The sequence below is a fragment of the Streptomyces sp. NPDC056160 genome (assembly GCF_042268205.1).
GTDB lineage: Bacteria > Actinomycetota > Actinomycetes > Streptomycetales > Streptomycetaceae > Streptomyces.
In genome coordinates this window covers 73,511-95,658 of the sequence record NZ_JBHJUW010000004.1, presented here as the reverse complement: position 1 = coordinate 95,658, position 22,148 = coordinate 73,511, and the positions used below count along the sequence as shown (strand labels likewise).

The 22,148-nt window shown below is 72.5% G+C and carries 20 protein-coding genes, 1 pseudogene and 1 riboswitch; of the genes and pseudogenes, 12 read left to right on the top strand and 9 right to left on the bottom strand.

Translation table 11 applies throughout. The features are described from left to right. Positions 1–219: 219 nt before the first annotated feature. Positions 220–393: riboswitch (SAM riboswitch) on the top strand. An 18-nt stretch (positions 394–411) separates the two neighbouring features. The 6 genes from thrC (at position 412) to ACFC02_RS02650 (ending at position 7,550) form a co-directional block, all read left to right on the top strand. After that, positions 412–1,701 carry a threonine synthase gene (gene thrC / locus ACFC02_RS02675; RefSeq protein WP_376351129.1) on the top strand — a complete coding sequence of 430 codons (1,290 nt, stop codon included), beginning with the start codon at positions 412–414 and terminating at the stop codon, positions 1,699–1,701. Continuing rightward, positions 1,698–1,973 (top strand): MoaD/ThiS family protein, encoded by a 276-nt coding sequence (locus tag ACFC02_RS02670; protein WP_376351126.1) that lies wholly within the window; start codon positions 1,698–1,700, stop codon positions 1,971–1,973. Before thrC ends, ACFC02_RS02670 begins: the two co-directional genes overlap by 4 nt. 432 nt (positions 1,974–2,405) lie before the next feature. Then, on the top strand, positions 2,406–2,609 hold the full coding sequence (locus ACFC02_RS02665; protein WP_004986573.1) for a cold-shock protein: 204 nt from the start codon (positions 2,406–2,408) through the stop codon (positions 2,607–2,609). Between the two features lie 320 nt (positions 2,610–2,929). After that, complete coding sequence (groL, locus tag ACFC02_RS02660) at positions 2,930–4,552, top strand: chaperonin GroEL (protein WP_360967270.1); 1,623 nt, start codon at positions 2,930–2,932, stop codon at positions 4,550–4,552. Positions 4,553–4,733: 181 nt separating this feature from the next. Then, the gene (locus ACFC02_RS02655; RefSeq protein WP_376351121.1) at positions 4,734–5,885 is read left to right on the top strand and encodes an NADH:flavin oxidoreductase; all 1,152 of its coding nucleotides are present in this window, start codon (positions 4,734–4,736) and stop codon (positions 5,883–5,885) included. A 192-nt stretch (positions 5,886–6,077) separates the two neighbouring features. Beyond that, complete coding sequence (locus tag ACFC02_RS02650) at positions 6,078–7,550, top strand: MFS transporter (protein WP_376351118.1); 1,473 nt, start codon at positions 6,078–6,080, stop codon at positions 7,548–7,550. Between the two features lie 30 nt (positions 7,551–7,580). On the opposite strand, the gene ACFC02_RS02645 is transcribed toward ACFC02_RS02650, so the two are convergent. From ACFC02_RS02645 to ACFC02_RS02630, 4 genes are all read right to left on the bottom strand, one after another. Further along, entirely contained in the window at positions 7,581–8,156 is a 576-nt protein-coding gene (locus tag ACFC02_RS02645; RefSeq protein ID WP_376351116.1) for a hypothetical protein, read from the bottom strand. Positions 8,157–8,206: 50 nt separating this feature from the next. After that, a complete protein-coding gene (locus ACFC02_RS02640) occupies positions 8,207–8,764 on the bottom strand; it encodes a DinB family protein (RefSeq protein WP_376351113.1) in 558 nt (185 codons plus the stop codon). 143 nt (positions 8,765–8,907) lie between these two features. Then, a complete protein-coding gene (murQ, locus tag ACFC02_RS02635) occupies positions 8,908–9,879 on the bottom strand; it encodes an N-acetylmuramic acid 6-phosphate etherase (protein WP_376351111.1) in 972 nt (323 codons plus the stop codon). A 107-nt stretch (positions 9,880–9,986) separates the two neighbouring features. Next, positions 9,987–10,934, bottom strand: a complete 948-nt coding sequence (locus ACFC02_RS02630) for a MurR/RpiR family transcriptional regulator (RefSeq protein ID WP_360967252.1) — start codon at positions 10,932–10,934, stop codon at positions 9,987–9,989. A 101-nt stretch (positions 10,935–11,035) separates the two neighbouring features. On the opposite strand from ACFC02_RS02630, the gene ACFC02_RS02625 reads away from it, so the two are divergent. Next, positions 11,036–11,419, top strand: a complete 384-nt coding sequence (locus tag ACFC02_RS02625; protein ID WP_360967250.1) for a hypothetical protein — start codon at positions 11,036–11,038, stop codon at positions 11,417–11,419. 25 nt (positions 11,420–11,444) lie between these two features. Continuing rightward, positions 11,445–11,723 carry a DUF4031 domain-containing protein gene (locus ACFC02_RS02620; RefSeq protein ID WP_360967247.1) on the top strand — a complete coding sequence of 93 codons (279 nt, stop codon included), beginning with the start codon at positions 11,445–11,447 and terminating at the stop codon, positions 11,721–11,723. A gap of 22 nt (positions 11,724–11,745) precedes the next feature. Here the strand turns inward: ACFC02_RS02620 and ACFC02_RS02615 are convergent. From ACFC02_RS02615 to ACFC02_RS02605, 3 genes and pseudogenes are all read right to left on the bottom strand, one after another. Beyond that, positions 11,746–12,237: pseudogene (locus ACFC02_RS02615) on the bottom strand (GNAT family N-acetyltransferase); the annotation flags it as partial. Positions 12,238–12,470: 233 nt separating this feature from the next. Then, complete coding sequence (locus ACFC02_RS02610; protein WP_376351106.1) at positions 12,471–13,481, bottom strand: aldo/keto reductase; 1,011 nt, start codon at positions 13,479–13,481, stop codon at positions 12,471–12,473. Positions 13,482–13,910: 429 nt separating this feature from the next. After that, positions 13,911–14,564, bottom strand: coding sequence for a hypothetical protein (locus ACFC02_RS02605; RefSeq protein ID WP_376351103.1), 654 nt, complete (start codon positions 14,562–14,564; stop codon positions 13,911–13,913). A gap of 278 nt (positions 14,565–14,842) precedes the next feature. On the opposite strand from ACFC02_RS02605, the gene ACFC02_RS02600 reads away from it, so the two are divergent. Both ACFC02_RS02600 and ACFC02_RS02595 read left to right on the top strand, forming a co-directional pair. Further along, on the top strand, positions 14,843–15,520 hold the full coding sequence (locus ACFC02_RS02600) for a maleylpyruvate isomerase family mycothiol-dependent enzyme (RefSeq protein ID WP_376351101.1): 678 nt from the start codon (positions 14,843–14,845) through the stop codon (positions 15,518–15,520). A gap of 250 nt (positions 15,521–15,770) precedes the next feature. Further along, positions 15,771–16,493 (top strand): copper homeostasis protein CutC, encoded by a 723-nt coding sequence (locus ACFC02_RS02595; protein ID WP_376351098.1) that lies wholly within the window; start codon positions 15,771–15,773, stop codon positions 16,491–16,493. Between the two features lie 68 nt (positions 16,494–16,561). Here ACFC02_RS02595 and ACFC02_RS02590 read toward each other — a convergent pair whose 3' ends face one another. After that, a complete protein-coding gene (locus tag ACFC02_RS02590; protein WP_376351232.1) occupies positions 16,562–18,679 on the bottom strand; it encodes a HelD family protein in 2,118 nt (705 codons plus the stop codon). 459 nt (positions 18,680–19,138) lie between these two features. On the opposite strand from ACFC02_RS02590, the gene ACFC02_RS02585 reads away from it, so the two are divergent. Then, entirely contained in the window at positions 19,139–19,318 is a 180-nt protein-coding gene (locus tag ACFC02_RS02585; RefSeq protein WP_376351095.1) for a hypothetical protein, read from the top strand. 17 nt (positions 19,319–19,335) lie between these two features. After that, positions 19,336–20,520 carry a glycosyltransferase 87 family protein gene (locus tag ACFC02_RS02580; RefSeq protein ID WP_376351093.1) on the top strand — a complete coding sequence of 395 codons (1,185 nt, stop codon included), beginning with the start codon at positions 19,336–19,338 and terminating at the stop codon, positions 20,518–20,520. On the opposite strand, the gene ACFC02_RS02575 is transcribed toward ACFC02_RS02580, so the two are convergent. Then, the gene (locus ACFC02_RS02575) at positions 20,483–22,129 is read right to left on the bottom strand and encodes a DNA repair helicase XPB (protein ID WP_376351089.1); all 1,647 of its coding nucleotides are present in this window, start codon (positions 22,127–22,129) and stop codon (positions 20,483–20,485) included. The genes ACFC02_RS02580 and ACFC02_RS02575 overlap by 38 nt on opposite strands. Positions 22,130–22,148 lie beyond the last annotated feature (19 nt).

Below are 22,148 nucleotides of genomic sequence, written 5' to 3'. Positions count from 1 at the left end.
TGACTCCTCGCTCCTGCTCGTCTCGCCGCGGCCCGCTGCCCGGCCCGGATCACATCATCGTGTGATCTGTCTCGCGGTTCGGACGACCATCTCTCCCCGTCCGGGCCGTCGGTTACAGTCTTGAACAACGCGGACGACGCTCGCATGCCGGGGTCGCCGCGACCCGTCACCGCATGACCACAACCGCGTGACCACAACCGCGTGACCACAACCGAATACCGCTCATCCAGAGGGGCAGAGGGACACGGCCCGATGAAGCCCCGGCAACCCTCCAGCCGGTCTCGTACCGACGGATCGCCGCACGACGGCGCTCCGGTCGCCACCGCGAGGCTCCCGGCTAGGGAAGGTGCCAAATCCGTCTCACGGCGAGATGCGTCGTGAGGAAGATGAGGAGAAAGGGCCTCGCCTCACATGGCTGTGCAGACAGTTGCAAGCAGCACCGACTCCACCGTCGACCTCGGTCCCGCCGCGGCGCTCAGCTGCCGCGAGTGCGGCCACCGTGTGCCCCTCGGCCCGGTCTTCGCCTGCGAGGAGTGTTTCGGCCCGCTGGAGATCGCCTACGACTTCTCGGCCTACGACACCGAGGAGCTGCGGGGGCGGATCGAGGCCGGCCCGGCGAACATCTGGCGCTACGCCCCGCTGCTGCCCGTCCCCGCCGACGTGGCCGGCAAGCCGAACCTCAACCCCGGCTGGACCAAGCTCGTCCAGGCCGACCACCTCGCCGCCGAACTCGGCGTCGACGCCGGCAAGCTCTTCGTCAAGGACGACTCCGGCAACCCGACGCACTCCTTCAAGGACCGCGTCGTCGCCCAGGCCCTGGAGGCCGCCCGCGCCTTCGGCTTCACCACCCTGTCCTGCTCCTCCACCGGCAACCTCGCCGGTGCCGTCGGCGCCGCCGCCGCCCGCGCCGGCCTGCGCTCGTGCGTGTTCATCCCGCACGACCTGGAGCAGGGCAAGGTCGTCATGGCCGCGATCTACGGCGGCGAACTCGTCGGCATCGAGGGCAACTACGACGACGTGAACCGCTTCTGCTCCGAGCTGATCGGCGACCCGGCCGGCGAGGGCTGGGGCTTCGTCAACGTCAACCTGCGGCCGTACTACGCCGAGGGCTCCAAGACGCTGGCGTACGAGATCTGCGAGCAGCTCGGCTGGCGGCTGCCCGACCAGATCGTCGTCCCCATCGCCTCCGGCTCGCAGCTCACCAAGGTCGACAAGGGCCTGCGCGAGCTGGTCCGGCTCGGCCTGGTCGAGGACAAGCCGTACAAGGTCTTCGGCGCGCAGGCCGAGGGCTGCTCGCCGGTGTCCACCGCCTTCAAGGCCGGGCACGACGTCGTCCGGCCGCAGAAGCCGAACACCATCGCCAAGTCCCTGGCCATCGGCAACCCCGCCGACGGCCCGTACGTCCTGGACATCGCGCGCCGCACCGGGGGAGCGGTGGAGGATGTGACGGACGAGCAGGTCGTCGACGCGATCAAGCTGCTCGCCCGCACCGAGGGCATCTTCGCGGAGACCGCGGGCGGCGTGACGGTCGGCGTCACGAAGAAGCTGATCGAGGCCGGCGTCCTCGACCCGACGAAGACCACCGTCGTCCTGAACACGGGTGACGGCCTGAAGACCCTGGACGCGGTGGCCGGCACCGGCCTGACCGCCACCATCCGCCCGACCCTGGACTCCTTCCGAGAGGCTGGCCTCGCATCATGAGCGTGACCGTTCGCATCCCCACCATCCTGCGCACCTACACCGGCGGACAGGCCGAGGTGAGCGCCGAGGGCGCCACCCTCGCCGACGTCATCTCCGACCTGGAGAAGAACCACACGGGCATCGCCGCGCGCGTCCTGGACGACCAGGGCAAGCTGCGCCGCTTCGTCAACGTCTACGTCAACGACGACGACGTCCGCTTCGAGCAGGGCCTTCAGACGGTCACCCCCGACGGCGCGGGCGTCTCGATCATTCCGGCGGTCGCCGGCGGCTGATCATTACCTTCGGTAATGGCGGTGACCGAGCGTGCCGCGAATTGCCCCCTCCGCAAGAGAAGCGGAGGGGGTAATTCCATGGGATTGAGCACGGTAGAGTTGGGGAACGCGCCCCTGGATCTCCGGGGTGAGCGCCTGGTGATTCCTGCCGTCCGCCGATGAGAAGCAGCCAAAATCCGCGGGTATTCTGCGGCATTTGTCGTGATTTATGGGGCCCGACTTGCCCTGAGTTCGGCTGAATTCTCGTCACATTCCGGACCGCTCCCGCCCGGAATTCTCGTCCGATTGACCTGTTGCAGACGGCAGTTGGACAGATACATTCAGCCGCGGTCGACGCGTTCCGGCGCACGCCCCCGATCCACGGGGGGTGAGGTCTGACCCGGATCCGCGAAGTGCGGATCTGTGCAAGGGCCAGTAATAGGGGAGTTAGGCATGGCTCAGGGCACCGTCAAGTGGTTCAACGCGGAGAAGGGGTACGGCTTCATCGCGGTCGACGGTGGTGCGGACGTCTTCGTCCACTACAGCGCGATCCAGATGGACGGCTACCGCACGCTGGAAGAGGGCCAGCGGGTCGAGTTCGAGATCTCGCAGGGTCAGAAGGGCCCGCAGGCCGACATGGTTCGCGTCACCGCCTGAACGTACTTCACGCGAAGGGCCCGCACCTCCCTCGGGGGTGCGGGCCCTTCGTCCGTCCCCGCCTCGCCGGGCCACGCCGGTACGCCTCCGTTCGCCCCCGGCTGATCCACTGCGGGTCCACCCCGCAGGCGCTTGCACTCGACCATGCCGAGTGCTAATCATTGCGTTAGCACTCTGAAGGTGAGAGTGACAACGAAGGACCGGGTCGGTGAGGCCCGCAGGCCGTGTGGGGCAAGGAACCACAGGGCCGGCGAGCCGTCCGTCGCGGGCGCGGGCGCGGTCCGAAGGAATCACCCCCAGTCCTGGAGGGACCACTTCACATGGCCAAGATCATCGCGTTCGACGAGGAGGCGCGGCGCGGCCTCGAGCGCGGCATGAACCAGCTCGCGGACGCCGTCAAGGTGACGCTCGGCCCCAAGGGCCGCAACGTCGTCCTCGAGAAGAAGTGGGGCGCCCCCACGATCACCAACGATGGTGTCTCCATCGCCAAGGAGATCGAGCTCGAGGACCCGTACGAGAAGATCGGCGCCGAGCTGGTCAAGGAAGTCGCCAAGAAGACGGACGACGTCGCCGGTGACGGTACGACCACCGCGACCGTGCTCGCCCAGGCCCTGGTCCGCGAGGGCCTGCGCAACGTGGCCGCCGGCGCCAACCCGATGGCCCTGAAGCGCGGTATCGAGAAGGCCGTCGAGGCCGTCTCCGCCGCCCTGCTCGACCAGGCCAAGGAGGTCGAGACCAAGGAGCAGATCGCCTCCACCGCCTCCATCTCCGCCGCCGACACCCAGATCGGCGAGCTGATCGCCGAGGCCATGGACAAGGTCGGCAAGGAAGGCGTCATCACCGTCGAGGAGTCGCAGACCTTCGGTCTGGAGCTCGAGCTCACCGAGGGCATGCGCTTCGACAAGGGCTACATCTCCGCCTACTTCGCGACCGACATGGAGCGCATGGAGGCGGTGCTCGAGGACCCGTACATCCTCATCGCCAACTCCAAGATCTCCTCGGTCAAGGACCTGCTCCCGCTCCTGGAGAAGGTCATGCAGTCGGGCAAGCCGCTGCTGATCATCGCCGAGGACGTCGAGGGCGAGGCCCTGTCGACCCTGGTCGTCAACAAGATCCGCGGCACCTTCAAGTCCGTCGCCGTCAAGGCCCCGGGCTTCGGCGACCGCCGCAAGGCCATGCTCGGCGACATCGCCATCCTCACGGGCGGCGAGGTCATCTCCGAGGAGGTCGGCCTCAAGCTGGAGAACGCCACCCTCGACCTGCTGGGCAAGGCCCGCAAGGTGGTCATCACCAAGGACGAGACCACCATCGTCGACGGTGCCGGCTCCTCGGAGCAGGTCGGCGGCCGGGTGAACCAGATCCGCGCCGAGATCGAGAACAGCGACTCCGACTACGACCGCGAGAAGCTCCAGGAGCGCCTGGCGAAGCTCGCGGGCGGCGTGGCCGTCATCAAGGCCGGTGCCGCCACCGAGGTCGAGCTGAAGGAGCGCAAGCACCGCATCGAGGACGCCGTGCGCAACGCCAAGGCGGCCGTCGAGGAGGGCATCGTCGCCGGTGGTGGCGTGGCCCTGCTGCAGGCCTCCCAGGTGTTCGAGAAGCTGGAGCTGGACGGCGACGAGGCCACCGGTGCCGCCGCCGTCAAGCTGGCGCTCGAGGCCCCGCTGAAGCAGATCGCCGTCAACGCCGGCCTCGAGGGCGGTGTCGTGGTGGAGAAGGTGCGCAACCTGACCCCGGGCCACGGCCTGAACGCCGCGACCGGCGAGTACGTCGACCTGGTTGCCGAGGGCATCATCGACCCGGCGAAGGTGACGCGTTCCGCCCTGCAGAACGCCGCCTCCATCGCCGCGCTGTTCCTGACCACCGAGGCCGTCATCGCCGACAAGCCGGAGAAGGCCGCCGCGGCCGCTCCGGGCGGCATGCCGGGCGGTGACATGGACTTCTGATCCGCACGGATCGGGCTCGTCCTTTCCGAGGGCGGCACTCCCTGGCGACAGGGGGTGCCGCCCTCGGGCGTGCCGGGGGCACACCGTGGGGCGCGCCCTGGAAGAGGGGGCGGGGACACGTCCACATACCATGCGGTATGCAGTTGGCAGGTCTTCGCCGTCCCTCCGAGGAGCCCCTCGTATGACCGACACCACCGCCCCCGGATCCGTTCCCGGGCCGCAGTCCGCCTCCCGCGCGGCCCGCATCCTCTCCCGGCCCGTCACCCTCAACGGCCTGACCGTCCCCAACCGGATAGCGATGGCCCCGATGACCCGCCAGTTCTCGCCCGGCGGGGTCCCGGGTGAGGACGTGTGCTCCTACTACGCCCGCCGGGCCGCCGCCGGGGTGGGGCTGGTCATCACCGAAGGCACGTACGTCGGGCACCCTTCGGCCGGTGCGAGCAGCAGGGTGCCGCGCTTCCACGGGCAGGAGCAGCTCGCGGGCTGGGCACGCGTCGCCGAGGCCGTGCACGCCGCGGGCGGCACGATCGTGCCGCAGCTGTGGCACGTCGGCATGGTCCGCCGGGAGGGCAGGCCCCCGTTCCCGGACGCGCCGCCGGTCGGCCCCTCCGGGCTGCGCCCGGACGGCACCGGGAGCGGCCGGGCGATGACGCGGACCGACCTGGACGACGTGATCGGGGCCTTCGCCGAGGCGGCGGGCGCGGCGGAGCGCATCGGTTTCGACGGCGTGGAGATCCACGGCGCCCACGGCTACCTGCTGGACCAGTTCCTGTGGGCCGGCACCAACCGCCGTACGGACGCCTACGGCGGCGATCCGGTGGCGCGGACGAAGTTCGCGTCGGAGGTCGTCGAGGCGGTCCGCGCGGCCGTCTCGCCCGGCTTCCCCGTCCTCTTCCGCTACTCGCAGTGGAAGCAGGAGGCCTACGACGCCCGGCTCGCCGGGACACCGCAGGAGCTGGAGGCGATCCTGGCCCCGCTGGCGGCGGCCGGGGTGGACGCCTTCCACGCCTCCACCCGCCGGTACTGGCTCCCGGAGTTCGAGGGCTCGGACCTCAACCTCGCGGGCTGGACGAAGAAGCTCACCGGCAGGCCGGTCGTCACCGTCGGCTCGGTCGGCCTGGACGGCGGCGACTTCCTCCGCGGGCTCCAGGGGGAGGGCGCCGCGGTCGGCGGCATCGACAACCTGCTGGACCGGCTGGAGCGCGACGAGTTCGACCTGGTGGCCGTGGGGCGGGCGCTGCTCCAGGACCCCGAGTGGGCGGCGAAGGTGCTCGGTGACCGCTTCGCGGAGCTGAAGCCGTTCGACGCCGCGGCGCTGGCCACCCTGAGCTGAGCCGGCCCGGCCGGCAGAGCGGGCCGGGCCGGGCGTCAGGGCAGGCCGGCCGGGCGTCGGGGCAGGCCGGCCGTCCCCCTGGGCGCGGGGGCGGCCGGCCGAGGCGCGCCCGCATTTAGCTTGCTTAAGTCAATCAAATGGAATTATGGTTGCTTGAGTCAAGTACACCTGCGCGCGACGGAGACCTCTTCCATGTCCGACGGACCCACCCGGCCCACCGCGGCCGCGGCCCTGCCCAGACCCAACGCCATCGTGGCCGTCCTGGCCTTCGGCGGCATCGTGGTCTCGCTGATGCAGACCCTGGTGATCCCGATCGTCTCGGAGCTGCCGAAGCTGCTGCACGCCTCCGCGTCGGACGCCGCCTGGGTCGTCACCGCCACCCTGCTCGCCGCCGCCATCGCGACCCCCGTGATGGGCCGTCTCGGCGACATGTACGGCAAGCGCCGCATCCTGCTGCTCAGCCTGGGCATGCTGGTGATCGGCTCGATCACCGCCGCGCTCAGCGACTCGCTCACCCCGATGATCGTCGGGCGTGCCCTCCAGGGCCTCGCCTCCGGTGTGATCCCGCTCGGCATCAGCATCATGCGCGACGAACTGCCCGCCGAGCGGCTCGGCTCGGCGACCGCGATGATGAGCGCCTCCCTCGGCGTCGGCGGCGCCCTCGGCCTGCCCGCCGCCGCGGTCATCGCCGAGAACTTCGACTGGCACGTGCTGTTCTGGGCCTCGGCGGCCCTGGGCGCCGTCGCGGCGGTCCTCGTACGGGTGCTCGTACCGGAGTCGGAGGTCCGCTCCGGCGGCCGGTTCGACGCCGTGGGCGCCGCCGGTATGGCGGCAGGCCTGATGTGTCTGCTCCTGGCGGTCTCCAAGGGAGCCGACTGGGGCTGGGGCAGCGGCCTGACCCTGGGCCTGTTCGCCGCGGCGGTCGTGATCCTGCTCGCCTGGGGCGTCTACGAACTGCGCGTGCCGGCCCCGCTGGTCGACCTGCGCACCACCGCCCGCCGCCAGGTGCTGATGACCAACCTCGCCTCCATCGCGATCGGCTTCGGGATGTTCTCGATGTCCCTGGTCATCCCGCAGCTGCTCCAGCTGCCCGCGCAGACCGGTTACGGCCTCGGCAAGTCGCTGCTCACCACCGGCCTGGTGATGGCGCCCTCCGGCCTGGTGATGATGGCGGTCGCCCCGTTCTCGGCGTCCCTGTCGCGGGCGCGGGGACCGAAGGTGACCCTGATGACCGGCGCCCTCGTCGTGGCCGCCGGGTACGGTCTGAACATCGTCCTCATGGACCAGGTGTGGCACTTCGTGCTGGCGCCCTGCGTCATCAGCGCGGGCATCGGCTTCACCTACGGGGCGATGCCCACGCTCATCATGGGCGCCGTGCCCGCCTCCGAGACGGGCGCCGCCAACAGCCTCAACACGCTGATGCGTTCCATCGGCACGTCCACCGCCAGCGCGGTCGCCGGTGTGGTCCTCGCCCACCTCACCACGCGGTTCGGCCCCTACGCGCTGCCCTCGGAGAACGGCTTCCGCACCGTCCTGGCGCTGGGCGCGGGCGCCGCCCTGCTGGGCTTCCTCATCGCCGCCTTCATCCCCGGCCGGGGCGCCGCGGCGGCGGGCACACCGGTGGCGGCGGCCGGGGAGGCGATGGCGCCCCAGGTCAAGGCGTAGCCCGCACCGGCCCGGCGAGGGGGCGGGCGGCTACACGTTGCCCATCGGCTCGACGTCCACGCGCACGGGCGTACCCCACATCCGGACCACCTCGTAGTCGGTGAACTCGTGCACGAGCCGGTAGGCCATCGCCGCGCGGGGCGCGCGCAGCTGCGCCGCGATGAACAGCTCCGCCTCGCGCCGCTCGCGGCGCGGGGTGCCGCACAGCTGCCACTCCCGGCCGTTCCACAGTTCCGGCAGCCAGCGCTGCTGGGGCTGCGGCCGGTCCTCGCGCACGCCGTAGCGGGTGGGGGCGGGTTCGTCGGCGGGCAGGGGCGGGCGCCGGGGGCCGCCGTCGTACCGGGCCCGGCGGGCGGCGCGGCGCCGGGTCTCGCACAGCAGGCACAGGTCGGGCGCGTCCTGGTCGACGGGACCGCCGGGATGCTCGGCGCACCGGGTGGCGGGCCGCTCCTGCGAGACGCTCTCCTCCAGCAGGTCCAGGGCCCGCCTCAGGTCGGCCTTGATCTCGTGCAGCCGGGCGTCGGGGGTCTCGGCGGTCAGCTCCTCACCGTGCTCCCCGACCACCCGCAGGGCCCGCCCGAGCGCGGTGAGCTGTGCGTGGTTCATACCGGCCAGCGTCGCACACGCCACCGCCCGGGCGGCGGCCCCCGGGGCGGTCAGCCCATGCTCTTCGCGCCGTCCAGCGCCTCGCGGATGATGTCGGCGTGGCCGGTGTGCTGGGCGGTCTCGGCGATGATGTGCAGCAGCACCCGGCGGGCCGACCAGCGGGCCTCGGCCTCGAACCACGGGGCCGAGGGCAGCGGCTGGTCGGCGTCCAGGTCGGGCAGGGAGGCGACCAGCTCGTCGGTACGGCGTGCCACCTGCGCGTACGCGGTCCGTACGCCCTCCAGCGTGTCGCCGGGCAGCATGCGGAACTCGTCGGCCCGGCGCGCGAAGTCCTCCTTGGTCATGGCCGAGAAGTCGGGCATCGCGGAGGGGCCCCGCACGATGAATTCCGCCCAGTTCCGCTCCACCGACGTGACGTGCTTGATCAGGCCGCCCAGACACAGCTCGCTCGCGGTGGTGCGCCGGCCGGCCTGCTCGTCGGTGAGGTCGCGCGTGGTGAAGTTCAGGAAGTGACGCTGCTTGGCCAGCGCCTCCAGCAGCTCCGCGCGCTCCCCGGTGACGGCCGGCGCGTCGGTGCTCACGGTGTCGTTGTGCGTGGTCTCGTTCATGGTCCCAGCCCTTCGCCGCGTTCCGCATTTCCCGAGGTCCCTCGGTGTCCCTCGGTCGAGGACCACGGTAGAGACGATAGAGGTCAGATCCTGACCTACAGCGAGGTCTGCGGCCCTCTCCGCAGCGGGATCTGCGGCGGGACCTACAGCGGACGGGGCGTGCCGCCGGTTTCCGGCCGCAGCGCCTCGCTCGCCGTCAGCGCGGCGCGCAGGTGACCGTCCGACTCCGTGAGCAGCCGGGCCGCCTCCGGGCCGTCGACCCCGGCGAGCAGGACCAGGACGGCGTCCTTCACCTCTCCGTCGGTGGCGGTCAGCGCCCGCTCGATCTCCTCGTCCGGGGCGCCGGTCGCGAGGGCCACGATCCGGCGGGAGCGGGCGCGCAGCTTCTCGTTGGAGGCGCGGACGTCGACCATCAGGTTCCCGTACGTCTTGCCCAGCCGGATCATGGTGATCGTCGAGATCATGTTCAGGACGAGCTTCTGGGCGGTGCCCGCCTTCAACCGGGTGGAACCGGTGAGGAGTTCGGGGCCGGTGACGATCTCGATGCCGTGCTCGGCGGCGGCGGCCAGCGCGCTGTGCGCGTTGCAGGCCAGGCCGATGGTCAGCGCGCCGCGTGCGCGGGCGTGCTCGACGGCGCCGATGGCGTACGGGGTACGGCCGGAGGCGGAGATGCCGACCACGGTGTCGTCGGGGGTGAGGCCGAGGGCGCCGAGCGCCTCGACGGCCAGCTCCCGGGAGTCCTCGGCGCCCTCGACGGAGGTCACCATCGCCTCCGGGCCGCCCGCGATCACGCCGACCACCTGGCCCGGCTCGGTGTTGAAGGTCGGCGGGCACTCGGAGGCGTCCAGCACCCCGAGCCGTCCCGCGGTGCCCGCGCCCGCGTAGATGAGCCGGCCGCCGCGCGCCATCCGCTCGGCCACCGCGTCGATCGCGGCGGCGATCTGCGGCAGCCGCTCGGCGACGGCGGCGGGCACGGCCGTGTCCTCGGCGTTCATCAGCCGCGCGATCTCCGCCGTGGGCAGCCGGTCGATCTCGGACAGTTCGGGGCGGAACGCCTCGGTCGTCAGCGACTCCAGCTCGGTGCGCAGCTGACGGTAGGGGGAGGGGGAGGTCATGAGGGGCGGCTCTCTCCGTGCGGTGCGGTGCGGGTGCGGTGGCGCTGGGGCTTGAAGAGGTGGGGCCGGCCCGGGCCCGGGGAGCTCGCCGGGCCCGGGCGGGGCGGTCACGAACGCTGCGAGCCGCCCCGTGGGCTGTGCCGGTGGGCCAGTGCCTCGTACGACGCCGAGAGCGCGGGTGCCGCCGTCTCGTACGTCCGCTGGGCCACTCCGACGAACAGGCAGTCCACCACGAGAAGTTGGCTGGTCCGGGAGGACATCGCGGCCGGGCGCAGCTCGCTCTCCCGGGACGTGGCGGTGGTCAGGACGTGGTCGGCGTACTGGGTCACGGGCGCGTCGGGGCGGCCGGTGATGGCGACGGTGGTCGCGCCGCGCTCGAAGGCCGCCCGCAGCGGTTCGATCACGTCCCCCGTCGAGCCCGAATGGGTGATCGCGATCGCCACGTCGCCCGTGCGCAGCTGCACCGCGTTGGTGACGGCCAGGTGCGGGTCGCTGTGCCCGTGCGCTATCAGCCCTATGCGCAGCAGCTTCTGGGTGAGGTCCTGGGCGACCAGGCCGGAGGCGCCGATGCCGTACACGTCCGTGCGGCGGGCGGCGGCCAGGGCGGCGACGGCCGCGCCGAGCTGGACGGTGTCCAGTCCGGCGGCGGTGTCGGCGAGGGTCTGCTGTTCCTCGTAGGCGAGTTTGGCGACGACGTCGGCGATGGGGTCGTCCACCGCGATGTCGGTGGTGATGGCGGGGGCGCGGCCGGACTGCTGCTGGGCGGCGAGGCCCGCGAGCGCGAGGCGCAGGTCGCGGTAGCCGGGGTAGCCGAGCAGCCGGGCGGTCCGCACGACGGTGGCCTCGCTGGTGCCGGTCAGCTCGGCGAGGCCGGTGACCGTCAGGGCCGCGCAGCCGGCCGGGTCGTTCGCCACGGCCTCGGCGACGCGCTGCATGGAGCGGGTCATGGACGGCGCGAGCGTGCGTACCTTGGCCGCGAGGGCGGCGGGCGCGGGAGGCGTGAGGCCTGCGGCGGTGCCCGAGCCTGCGAAAATTTCCTTCACGTCCTGGGTCACGTATGAAAGATATTTTCTGTCCGGGTCCGCGGTCAAGGGTGCGCACATGCGCACCCCGGGCGCAGGCGTGCGCGCAGCGCGGGCGTGCGCACAATGGAGCCATGGAATCCCTCAGCCCTCTGGAGCAGGCCCTGCACGCCGCGCGCGCCCTCGTCCTCGCCGATCTCGTCGCCGGCGACGTCGCCGAGGCCGACGTGGTCTCGCTCGTGGAGGACTCCGTCGTCCAGCGCCGCTGGTGGGTGGAGCAGTGGCCGGACGGGGCGCGGTACGTGGCCGGGCTGGTCGCGCAGGACGTCCAGGACGCCCTGCTGGAGCGGTACGGCCGCTGGCCGCTGTGCCCGGTGTGCGGCTACGGCGACCCGCACGCCCTCGACGTCGAGCCCGAACTCGGCCCCGATCCGCACTGGGTGTGCGCGCAGGCGGGCGTGAAGGTGGCGCCGGTGGGCGCGCTGGCGCAGGCGATCGGCGGGAAGACGTCGTCGTGAGGGCCGCCCGTGGCACGGTGGCGCCGTGACCGTCTACATCGACCCGCCGACCTGGCCCGGACACGGCCGCATGTGGTCGCACCTGGTCAGCGACGACTCCTACGGCGAACTGCACGGTTTCGCCGCCGCGTTGGGGGTGCCGGCGCGGGCCTTCGAACGCGACCACTACGACCTGCCCGCGCACCGCTACCCGGACGCGGTGGCGGCCGGCGCGGTCGAGGTCAGCAGCCGCGAGGTGGTGCGGCTGCTGCACGCGGCCGGGCTGCGCCGCCGCAAACGCCGTCTGCGGGAAAGCAGTTCGTAGCGGTGCCCCTACGGGTGGGTTTTCAGGGCCGCAGTTCGTAGGCGAGCAGGTCCCCGGCGTCGGCCACCCGGACGTAACCGGCGCGGGTCACCACCCGCTGGGAGGGGCCGTTGTCCCGCTCCACCGTCGCGAACAGCCGCCGTACGCCGTCGCGGGCCAGCGCCCACGCCGACAGGGCGCGCAGCGCCTCGGTGGCGTAGCCGTGGCCGCGGGCGGAAGGGGCCAGGTCGTAGCCGACCTCCGCGCAGCCGTCCTCGTCGGGCGCGCCGTGGAAGCCCATGCCGCCGACCGCGCGCCCGTCCTCGCGCCGCACCAGCGCGAACATGCCCCACTCGGGCCGGTGCACCCCGCCCTCGTACGCCTTCACGAGCATCCCGGCGGCGTCCCGCGTGCCGTCGAAGGGTCCGCCCGCCACCCACCGGAACCCGCCGTCCCCGCCACCGGCCAGGTCCCGCGCGGCGGCGGGGGTGACACCTTCCAGGGTGAGGCGGTCTGCGGGTATGCGGATCGTGTTCTGGTGCGCGTCAGGGCTGTTCATCCTCGTCCCCCGTGTCGTCCGGTACCACCGACACGATGGCACAGGTCGGGGGAGCCCCGGGTGGGGGAGGTGCACGTAGGAGCACTGCGCCGGCGGGTAGCGCGCGGATCACGCAGGTGCGCGCGACCGCCCGCAAGCACCGCCGGGCCGACCGCAGGACCGTGAGGGACGAGGCCGAGGACTCGTCGAAGGCCCGGCGGCAGCCCGGACTACCGGGAGCCCGCCGCGGGCCGCTGCTTGTAGAAGGACTCCTCCAGGTAGGCGGCCTCGTGCGGCTGGTAGGGCTCCTCCAGGTAGGCGGCCTCGTCTTCGTCGAGTTCGACGTCCACCGCGGCGACCGCGTCGGCCAGCTGGGCCGGCTTGGTGACCCCGACGATGGGCGAGGTCACCGCCGGGTTGCGCATGACCCAGGCCAGGGCGACCTGGGCCGGGGACAGACCCCGCTTGCCCGCGATCTCGTGGACACGCTCGGCCACTGCCTGGTCCCCGTCGTGGTAGAGGATCTTGCCACCCGGGTCGGTCGCGGCACGCGCCGTGGCGGTGTCCCCAGCCCGCGTCAGCCTGCCCCGCGCCAGCGGGCTCCACGGGATCACGCCGATGCCCTGGTCGGCGCAGAGCGGGAGCATCTCCCGCTCTGCTTCCCGGTGGATGAGGTTGTAGTGGTCCTGCATCGACACGAACCGGGTCCAGCCGTTCAGGTCAGCCAGGTACAGGGCCTTGGCGAACTGCCAGGCGTACATGGAAGAGGCTCCGATGTAGCGGACCTTCCCGGACTTGACCGCGTCGTGCAGCGCTTCGAGGGTTTCCTCGATCGGGGTGTCGTAGTCCCAGCGGTGGATCTGGTACAGGTCGATGTAGTCGGTCCCCAGTCGCTTCAGGGAGGCGTCGAGCTCGGTGAAGATCGCCTTGCGGGACAGCCCGGCGCCGTTCGGGCCGGGGCGCATCCGCATCCAGACCTTGGTGGAGAGAACGACCTCCTCGCGCCGGGTGAAGTCCTTGACCGCCCGGCCGACGATCTCCTCGCTGCTTCCGGCGCTGTACCCGTTGGCCGTGTCGAGGAAGTTGACGCCGCTCTCGAGGGCCTGCTTGATGATGTCCCGGCCGGCGTCCGCGCCCAGCGACCAGGGCTCGCCGCCCCGGTCCGGCTCGCCGAAGCTCATGCAGCCGAGGGTGATGGCGGAGACTTCCAGCCCGGTCGTTCCGAGTTTGATGTAGCGCATGCTTCCGAAGCTAGGAGTTGGAGTGCGCGCTAACGCAAATCCGTCCCGGTCCGGAACTCGGAGGCGTGGGGCATGTGCGCCCTGTCAGGCTTCGGCCGTTTCGGCCGGACGTGCCGGACGTGCCGGAGAACCCAGTGGCGGCGACTGACGAACGGTCAATTCTCGGGCCGAGCGCGTGGGGCACCACTCGGCCCCCGACGGCAAACCGCCCTCGCGGGTCCGTCGCCACGACCGATCATCGCCGCCGGTTCGGCTTCGGGGCGGGCCGGGCCGCCGGGGAAGCCGGGCCCGGCTGCGAGTGCTGCCCGTAGCTCGCCGAGCGTCCGCGGCGGCGGTGGCTCGGCAGAACCTCCGGCCGCGGGCAGTTCGCTCACGGAACGTGATCCTTCCTGGGTGCAGGGGGTGCGTGCGTCGCTACTCAGGTCGCGGTCACCGCGTCAGCAGATCCAGTTCCCCGCCGAGGTTGTAGCGCGCCGTCGCCTCCCAGTGGCGTTGGCCGTAGGGGGTGCGGAACAGCAGGGGCTGGGCGAGCAGCCGGCGCAGGATCGCGGAGCGGCCCTCGCGGAAGGCGTCGCCGGGGACGAAGTGGTACTCCTCGCGGACGGCGGCCGTGTAGGCGGCGTACGCCGACGGCGGCGCGGCCAGGATCGCCAGGTCGGCGTCGCACAGCACCTGGCCGTCGCTGTCGTCGCCGGCCGGGTCGTGGCCGACGGTGAGGCGGACCAGCCGGGCCACCTCGGCGGTCTTCGCGGCCGGCACCCCGGCCTCGGTCAGCGCCCGCTCGGCCAGCCGTGCCGAACGCTCCTCGTTCTCGGAGCGCTCGGGCAGGTAGACGGCATCGTGGAACCAGGCGGCGAGCCGGACCACGTCCGGGTCCTCGGCGTACTCCTCCAGTACGTCGACGTGGTCCAGGACCGTGGTGAGGTGGGTGAGCGTGTGGTAGCGCCGCTGCGGCTCCCGCCAGCGGGCGAGCAGGTTGTCCGCGTAGGGCACCGGGTCCGGTCCGCCACCGGGGCCACGGGCGCCCTCGAGGGCACGGGTCCATCGGATGCGCAGGGCGTCGATGTCGACGTGATCGGCCATGCGCTCATTCTCCCGTCGCGGGAGGGGACGAAACCCCCAGTGCTGCGGCCGGAAGGTTCACCGGCTCGCGACGCCCGGCACGGCTCCCCCAAGCTCTTCGAGCAGGGGGGACCCCCAGCCGCCGCGTTGTCGCATCACCCGAGTACATCCAGTACGCGGGTAATGCTCCGCCCTGCGATGCTCCCCCACTGCCCGAAGGGGGTGGGAGCTGCCCCCGGCACCGGACGTCGCGAGCTTCCCGGCAGACCTTTCCGGCAACACGCCCTAGCGTGGACCCCATGACTTCTGCTGACCTGCTGCACGAGGTACGTGACCCCGAGCTGCCCGGGCGGCTGCTCACCATGGAGCGGGACGCGCTGATCCCGCTGCTGCGGGCGCGGCCGGAGGCCGACTTCGCGCTGCCGGCCGCCGGGTGCCCGGGGTGGACGGTGCGGGACGTGCTCGCGCACTGCTCCGCCGCGCTCACCCGGGTGGTGGAGAGCCGGTTCGAGAAGGGCGTCTTCTCGCCCGAGTCCAACGCGCGGGACATCGCTGAGCGGGCCGACTGGACCCACGCGCGGGTGGTGGACGAGCTGGAGCGCGGGATGAGCGAGGCCGGGCCGCTGATCGCGCGGGCGGACGGGGCGCTGGACAAGCTCGCCCTGGGCGAGTGGGTGCACGCCGGTGACGTGCGCGAGGCCTTCGGTGCGCCGGGCGCGTACGCCGGGGCGGGGCTGCCGTACGCGCTGCCGCTGCTCGCCCGGCTCACCCGGGAGGGCGGGCACCTGCCGCTCCACGCCGACCTGGACGACGTCGACGAGCCGCTGCGGCTCGGAGACGTGAGCGGCGAGCGGACCCCGGCGCGCTACATCGGCGACGCCGCCACGCTCGTACGGCTCTGCGCGGGACGCCCGGTGCACGAGAGGGGCTACGAGCTGGCGGGAGCGCGGGAGGGCGAGCTGAACATCTTCGGGTGACGGGTTGCGGCGACCGGTTCCGCCGACGGGTCTTGCGAACGGTCCTTCCGGCAATGCCTGCCGCCAAGTCTCTGCCGGCAGGGCCTGTCGACAGGTCCTGCCGAGGGGTCCTGCCGACGGGCTCGCCGGCTCGTTCTCCTGACCCGTTCACCGTTCTGCTGACCGCTTCTGCGCCCGGGGACCCATCCGGCGTACCCTGATATTGGACTAGACCTGTCAAGCCCCAGGGGAAACCGAGGAAAGGGGTCCTATGAGCATGCGTGCAGTCCTGGAGGTGATCGCCCTCGACGCCGGGGACGCGATCGCCGCCCAGGCCGGAGGCGCGGACCGCCTAGAGCTGGTCACCGACATGGCGGCCGACGGACTCACCCCGCCGGTCGCGACCGTCGCCGCGATCCGCGCCGCCGTCGACATCCCGCTGCGCGTGATGGTGCGCCTCGCGGACGGGTTCGCCGCGGGCGGCGCCGGGGGCCTGGACAGGCTGGCGGAAACCGTGCGCGACATGCGGGCCGCGGGCGCCGAGGAGTTCGTGTTCGGATTCCTGGACGCGGGCGGACTGGTCGACATGGCGGCCGTGGAACGCGTGGTCACCGAGCTGGCCGGCTGCCCCTGGACCTTCCACCGGGCGATCGACAGTTCCGCCGACCGCGACGCGGTGCGCAAGCAGCTGGACGGGCTGCCGGGCCTCGACACGTACCTGACCGCGGGCTCGGCGGGCGGCGTGGACAGCGGACTGCCCACGCTGGTCGCCGAGGCGGCACGCGGCGGCCACCCCGGCTACGACCAGCGGATCATGGTCGGCGGCGGACTGCGCCTGGAACACGTGCCGCCGCTGCGCGCCGCCGGGATCGACGCCTTCCACATCGGCGGCGCCGCCCGCTCCGGCGGCTGGGCCGGAGCGGTCTGCGCCGAGGCGGTCGCGCAGTGGCGTTCGGTCCTGGACGGGCAGACGGCCCCGCAGCTCGCGCTCTGAGCCGTGCGGGCCGTACGGACCGCAGCTCACGGTCCGAGCGGTGAGGGCCGTACGGACCGCAGGGGCGGTCAGGCCAGCTGCGCGGGGAGCGGTGCCGTGTGGGTCACGATCAGGCCTGACACGGCACGGGTGAGCGCCACGTACAGGCGGCGCAGGCCGGTCCGTTCGTCCGGCTCGCCGTCGACCACGGCCTGCGGCTCGTCCAGGACCACGTAGTCGTACTCCAGGCCCTTGGCGAGGGAGGCCGGGACCAGGGTCAGCCGGGTCTCGGCCGTCGTCTCCTCGCCGGGGGAGAGGTGGGCCAGGCCCGCCGCGGCCAGGGCGTCGGCGAGGGCCGGGATCCGGGCGTCGGCGGCGATCAGGCCGGTCGACCCCTCGTGGCGCAGCAGCTCCTCGCAGGCGGCGACCACGTCGGCGTCCCCCTCGGCGGCCCGGATTTGGAAGAAGCCCGGGTTCTCCCGGACCGAGGCGACCGGCGTCAGCCCCGGCGCGATGTGCGGCAGCAGCCGGGAGGCGTACGTGATGACGTCCGTCGGCACGCGGAAACCTGCCGTCAGCTCCTCGATGACGCCCCCGGTCTTGCCGAGGTGGGCCAGGGCCTCCTCCCAGGTGCGGGTCGCCCACGGCGTGGTGCCCTGCGCCAGGTCGCCGAGGACGGTCGCGGAGCCGGTGGTGCAGCGCCGGCCGACCGCGCGGTACTGCATGGGGGAGAGGTCCTGCGCCTCGTCCAGGACCACGTGCCCCAGGGAGTGGGTGCGCTCCACCAGGTCGGCGGCCTCGTCGATCAGCACGGTGTCGGCCGCCGACCACCTGGCGGACTTCACCGACCGCACGGGCTTCGCCCACAGGACCGTCTTCTGCTCCTCCTCGGTGAGGACCCCCGCGGCGTGCTCGGCGAGGAACTCGGCGTCCGTGAGCAGCCGCAGCACCAGCTTGGCCGGGTCGACCGGCGGCCAGAGGGCCTTCACGGCGGCCTTCACCGCGGTGTTGCGGGCCACGGTGTCCTGCACGCGGTCGTCGGGTGCCTCGCCCGCCCGCTCCATCTGCACCAGCACGGCGTGCGCGATGCGCTGCGGCAGGGCCTCGCGGGCCGCCCCGTAGCGGATGCCGCGGTCCAGCAACTCCCGGACCAGCTCCTCCAGTTCGTACGCCGGGACGCGCCAGCGGCGCGAACCGCGCACCACCACGACCGGTTCGGCGGGCATCGTGACGTGCGAGTACAGCGCCCTGCGCAGCACCTCGGCCATGCGCGCGTCGCCCTTGACCAGCGCCGCCGCCGCGTCGTCCGTGCCGCGCACCTCGGCGTGGGCGACCAGGTCGTCCACCGTCGCCTGCTGGACGGCCAGCTCGCCGAGGGCCGGGAGCACCTGTTCGATGTAGTGCAGGAAGGACCGGTTCGGGCCGATGACGAGGGTGCCGGTGCGGGCCAGGCGCTCGCGGTGGGCGTAGAGGAGGTAGGCGACCCGGTGCAGGCCGACGGCGGTCTTCCCGGTGCCCGGGCCGCCCTGGACGCAGACGGTGCCGCCCAGGCCGGAGCGGACGATCTCGTCCTGCTCGGGCTGGATGGTCGCCACGATGTCGCGCATCGGGCCGACGCGCGGGCGTTCGATCTCCTGCTGGAGCAGCTTGCTGGTGGTGGCGGCCTCCGACGGATCAGCCGGGTCCGACAGGTGCTCGTCCTCGTAGGCGGTGAGGTCGCCGCCGGTGTACCCGAAGCGGCGGCGCAGCCCGACGTCCATCGGGTCCTTCTTCGACGCCCGGTAGAACGGCTGCGAGACCGGCGCGCGCCAGTCGATGACCATGGGGTCGCCGTCGGCGTCGTGCACGTGCCGCCGCCCGATGTAGAAGCGCTCGCCGTCGGCCCCTTCGGCCTGGTCGGCGCCAGGGGCGTGCAGGTAGTCGAGGCGGCCGAAGAAGAGCGGGGTGTCGCTCAGGTCGGCCAGCGCCTTGATGCGCTCGTCGATCTGGCGGGCCAGCACCTCGGCGTTGACCCAGTTCGCGCTGACGTCGCGGATGTCGAGCGACTGGACGTCCTCGCGCATGGCGCGCAGGGCGGTGCGGGAGTCGGCCAGGTGGGACCGCTCACGGGCGAGCGGGTCGTCCCCGGGGGGCGCGGTGGCCGCTGCCGCGGCCGTCCGGGGTGCCGCGGGACGTGCTTCGGGGTCGGTGGGCGTGGACGACGACAAGGGGGTGCCTCCGGAAGACCTACGGGACAGGCGGCGCGGCGCGTTGCCGTGCGCGCGGCGGCGGGTGACGCGGTGCCGTGCGGCGCGGGCGCGCGGGAACTGCCGGCCGGTTTCCGTCCGGTCGGCGGCACTCCGTGGGGAGGCGGGCAAGAGCGGAGATTGTAGAGGGCGGGGGGTGGGGAGGGCCAACCGTTTTTCCGGCGGCCCGCCGGGCCCAGTGGCCGGACGGACCCGGCGGCTGGGCCTGTCGGGTGGGCGTGCCGGGTGGGTCCGTCGGGTGGATCTGTCCGGCCAGGGCGTCCGGCGGGGTGCCCGGCCAGGGCGTCCGGCCGGGTCCCCTAGGGGAAGCAGTCCGCCCGGTGTAGGGGACGGGCTCCCTCCAGAGGGGTACGCGGAAGGCAGGGAGGTTGGCTCCACAGACCGATGCCGACCAGGTGCTCCGGGATCCATTCTTGAGTCATGAGTGCAGCGACCATCCATCCGGCACCCGCCGCTCGCCCGGCCGGTGCCACGGCTGTCCAGGGCAGCCACCACCGTCTGGGCGACACCCTGCACGCCGTGAAGGTGTTCGCGGGAGCCGCGTTCGACGTGATCATCCTCGGGGAGTACGGCGAGGAAGCGGGCATACGCCGCAAGTGACCCTTTAGGGTCGGTCCGTGACAGAACGGACGGTGGCCCTCCGGTCACACGCGGCGACGCCCCCGGTTCTCCTCGCCGTCTCCTTCCTCGCGCTCGGCGCCGTGTTCGCCTTCCTGCGCCTGCCGATGCCGGACGCGCTGGTGTACCGGGCCGAGGGTGCGGCCGTCCTCCACGGCCGCGACCTGTACGGCTTCGCGGTCACAGCGGGGCACCTCCCGGCCACCTACCCCCCGTTCGCGGCGGTGCTGTTCGTGCCGACGGCACTGCTTCCCGTGCCGCTGCTGAAGCCGGCCTTCCTCGCGGGCAACGCGCTCCTGCTGGCCTGGTTCGTCCACCTGTCCGCGCGCCTGGCGGGCCGCCCGGCCGGGCCCGCGACGCTGTGCACCGCGACGGCCCTGGCCCTGTGGTGCGAACCGGTCTTCCAGACCTTCCGGTACGGGCAGATCAACCTCGCCCTCGCCTGCCTGGTGCTGTGGGACCTCACCCTGCCGCCCGGCGCGCGCTGCCGGGGCGCCGCGATCGGCCTCGCGGCCGGCATCAAACTCACCCCGGGGCTCTTCGCCGTCTACCTGCTGCTGCGGGGGCGCGGACGCGAGGCGGCCACCGCCGCGGCCGCCTTCGCGGGGACCGTCCTCGTGGGTGTGCTCGCCGAACCCGCGGCGAGCCTCGCCTACTGGACCCGTCACGTCTTCGAGACCGACCGAGTGGGGAAACTGTGGATCGTCGACAACCAGTCCCTCCAGGGCCTGATCGCCCGCCTGCTGCGCGACCCCGATCCCGGGCTCGCCTGGCTGCTGCCGGCCCTCGCGGTGGCCGCCGCCGGCCTGTGGCTGGCCCGCCGGGCCCCCGGCGAGCGGTGGGGTGTCCTGGTGACCGCCTTCACCGCGCTGCTGGTCTCCCCGATCAGCTGGTCCCACCACTGGGTGTGGTGCGTCCCGCTGACCGCCGTGCTCCTGGCCGAGGGGCACCGCGCGTGGGCGGCCCTCACCGCGCTCGTGTTCACGGCCCGCACGCTGTGGCTCGTCCCGCACGCCGGTGACCTGGACCTGCGCCTGCCGTGGTGGCAGGAGCCGCTCGCCGCGCCCTACCCGCTGCTGGGGCTGGTCCTGCTGACGGCGATCGCCGTGGGACACCTCGGACGGGACGGCGTGGGCGCCGCCCCGGTCAGGCCTCCCCGGCCAGCAGCTCGTCAGCGTCCATGATCCGGTAGGCGTAGCCCTGTTCGGCCAGGAAGCGCTGGCGGTGCGCGGCGAAGTCCTGGTCGATCGTGTCGCGGGCGACCACCGAGTAGAAGTGGGCCTGGTGGCCGTCGGCCTTGGGGCGCAGCACGCGGCCCAGGCGCTGGGCCTCCTCCTGGCGCGAGCCGAAGGTGCCCGAGACCTGGATCGCGACCGTCGCCTCCGGCAGGTCGATGGAGAAGTTCGCCACCTTCGACACCACGAGCACGTTGATCTCGCCCTCGCGGAAGGCGTCGAAGAGCTTCTCCCGCTGGGCGTTGGACGTCTCGCCCTTGATGACCGGGGCGTTCAGGTGCTCGCCCAGCTCGTCGAGCTGGTCGATGTACTGCCCGATCACGAGGATCTGCTGCCCGGCGAAGCGGCGCACGATCGCCTCGGTGACCTTCCGCTTGGTCGCGGTGGTGGCGCAGAAGCGGTACTTCTCCTCGGTCTCGGCGGTGGCGTAGGCCAGCCGCTCGGTGTCGGTCAGGTTCACCCTGACCTCGACGCAGTCGGCGGGCGCGATGTAGCCCTGCGCCTCGATCTCCTTCCAGGGCGCGTCGAACCGCTTCGGGCCGATCAGGGAGAACACGTCGGACTCACGGCCGTCCTCGCGCACCAGCGTCGCGGTCAGCCCGAGCCGCCGCCGGGCCTGCAGATCGGCGGTGAACTTGAAGACCGGCGCGGGCAGCAGGTGCACCTCGTCGTAGACGATCAGCCCCCAGTCCCGGGAGTCGAACAGCTCCAGGTGCGGGTAGACGCCCTTCCGCCGGGTGGTGAGGACCTGGTACGTGGCGATGGTGACCGGCCGGATCTCCTTCTTGGTCCCGCTGTACTCGCCGATCTCGTCCTCGGTCAGCGAGGTCCGCTTCACCAGCTCGTGCTTCCACTGCCGGGCGGAGACGGTGTTGGTGACGAGGATCAGGGTGGTGGACTTGGCCTGCGCCATCGAGCCCGCGCCGACCAGGGTCTTTCCGGCCCCGCAGGGCAGGACGACCACACCGCTGCCGCCGTGCCAGAAGTTCTCCACGGCCTGCTTCTGGTAGGGCCGCAGCGCCCAGCCGTCCTCGGCCAGCTCGATCGGGTGCGCCTCGCCGTCGACGTACCCGGCCAGGTCCTCGGCGGGCCAGCCCAGCTTCAGCAGCACCTGCTTGATCTGCCCGCGCTCGGAGGGGTGCACGGCCACGGTGTCGGCGTCGATGCGGTTCCCCACCAGCGGGGCGATCCGCTTGGACTTCAGGACCTCCTCCAGCACCGGCCGGTCGGTGGTGGTCAGCACCAGTCCGTGCGCCGGGTGCTTGCTGAGGGTCAGCCGCCCGTACCGGTCCATCGTCTCGGCGATGTCGACGAGCAGGGCGTGCGGCACCGGGTAGCGGCTGTACTGCACCAGGGCGTCCACGACCTGCTCGGCGTCGTGGCCGGCCGCCCGCGCGTTCCACAGGCCCAGCGGGGTCACCCGGTAGGTGTGGATGTGCTCGGGCGCCCGCTCCAGCTCGGCGAAGGGCGCGATGACGCGGCGGCAGTCGTCGGCCTGCTCGTGGTCGACCTCCAGGAGCAGGGTCTTGTCGGACTGGACGATCAACGGACCATTCACGCGCGGCACCCTTTCGCTG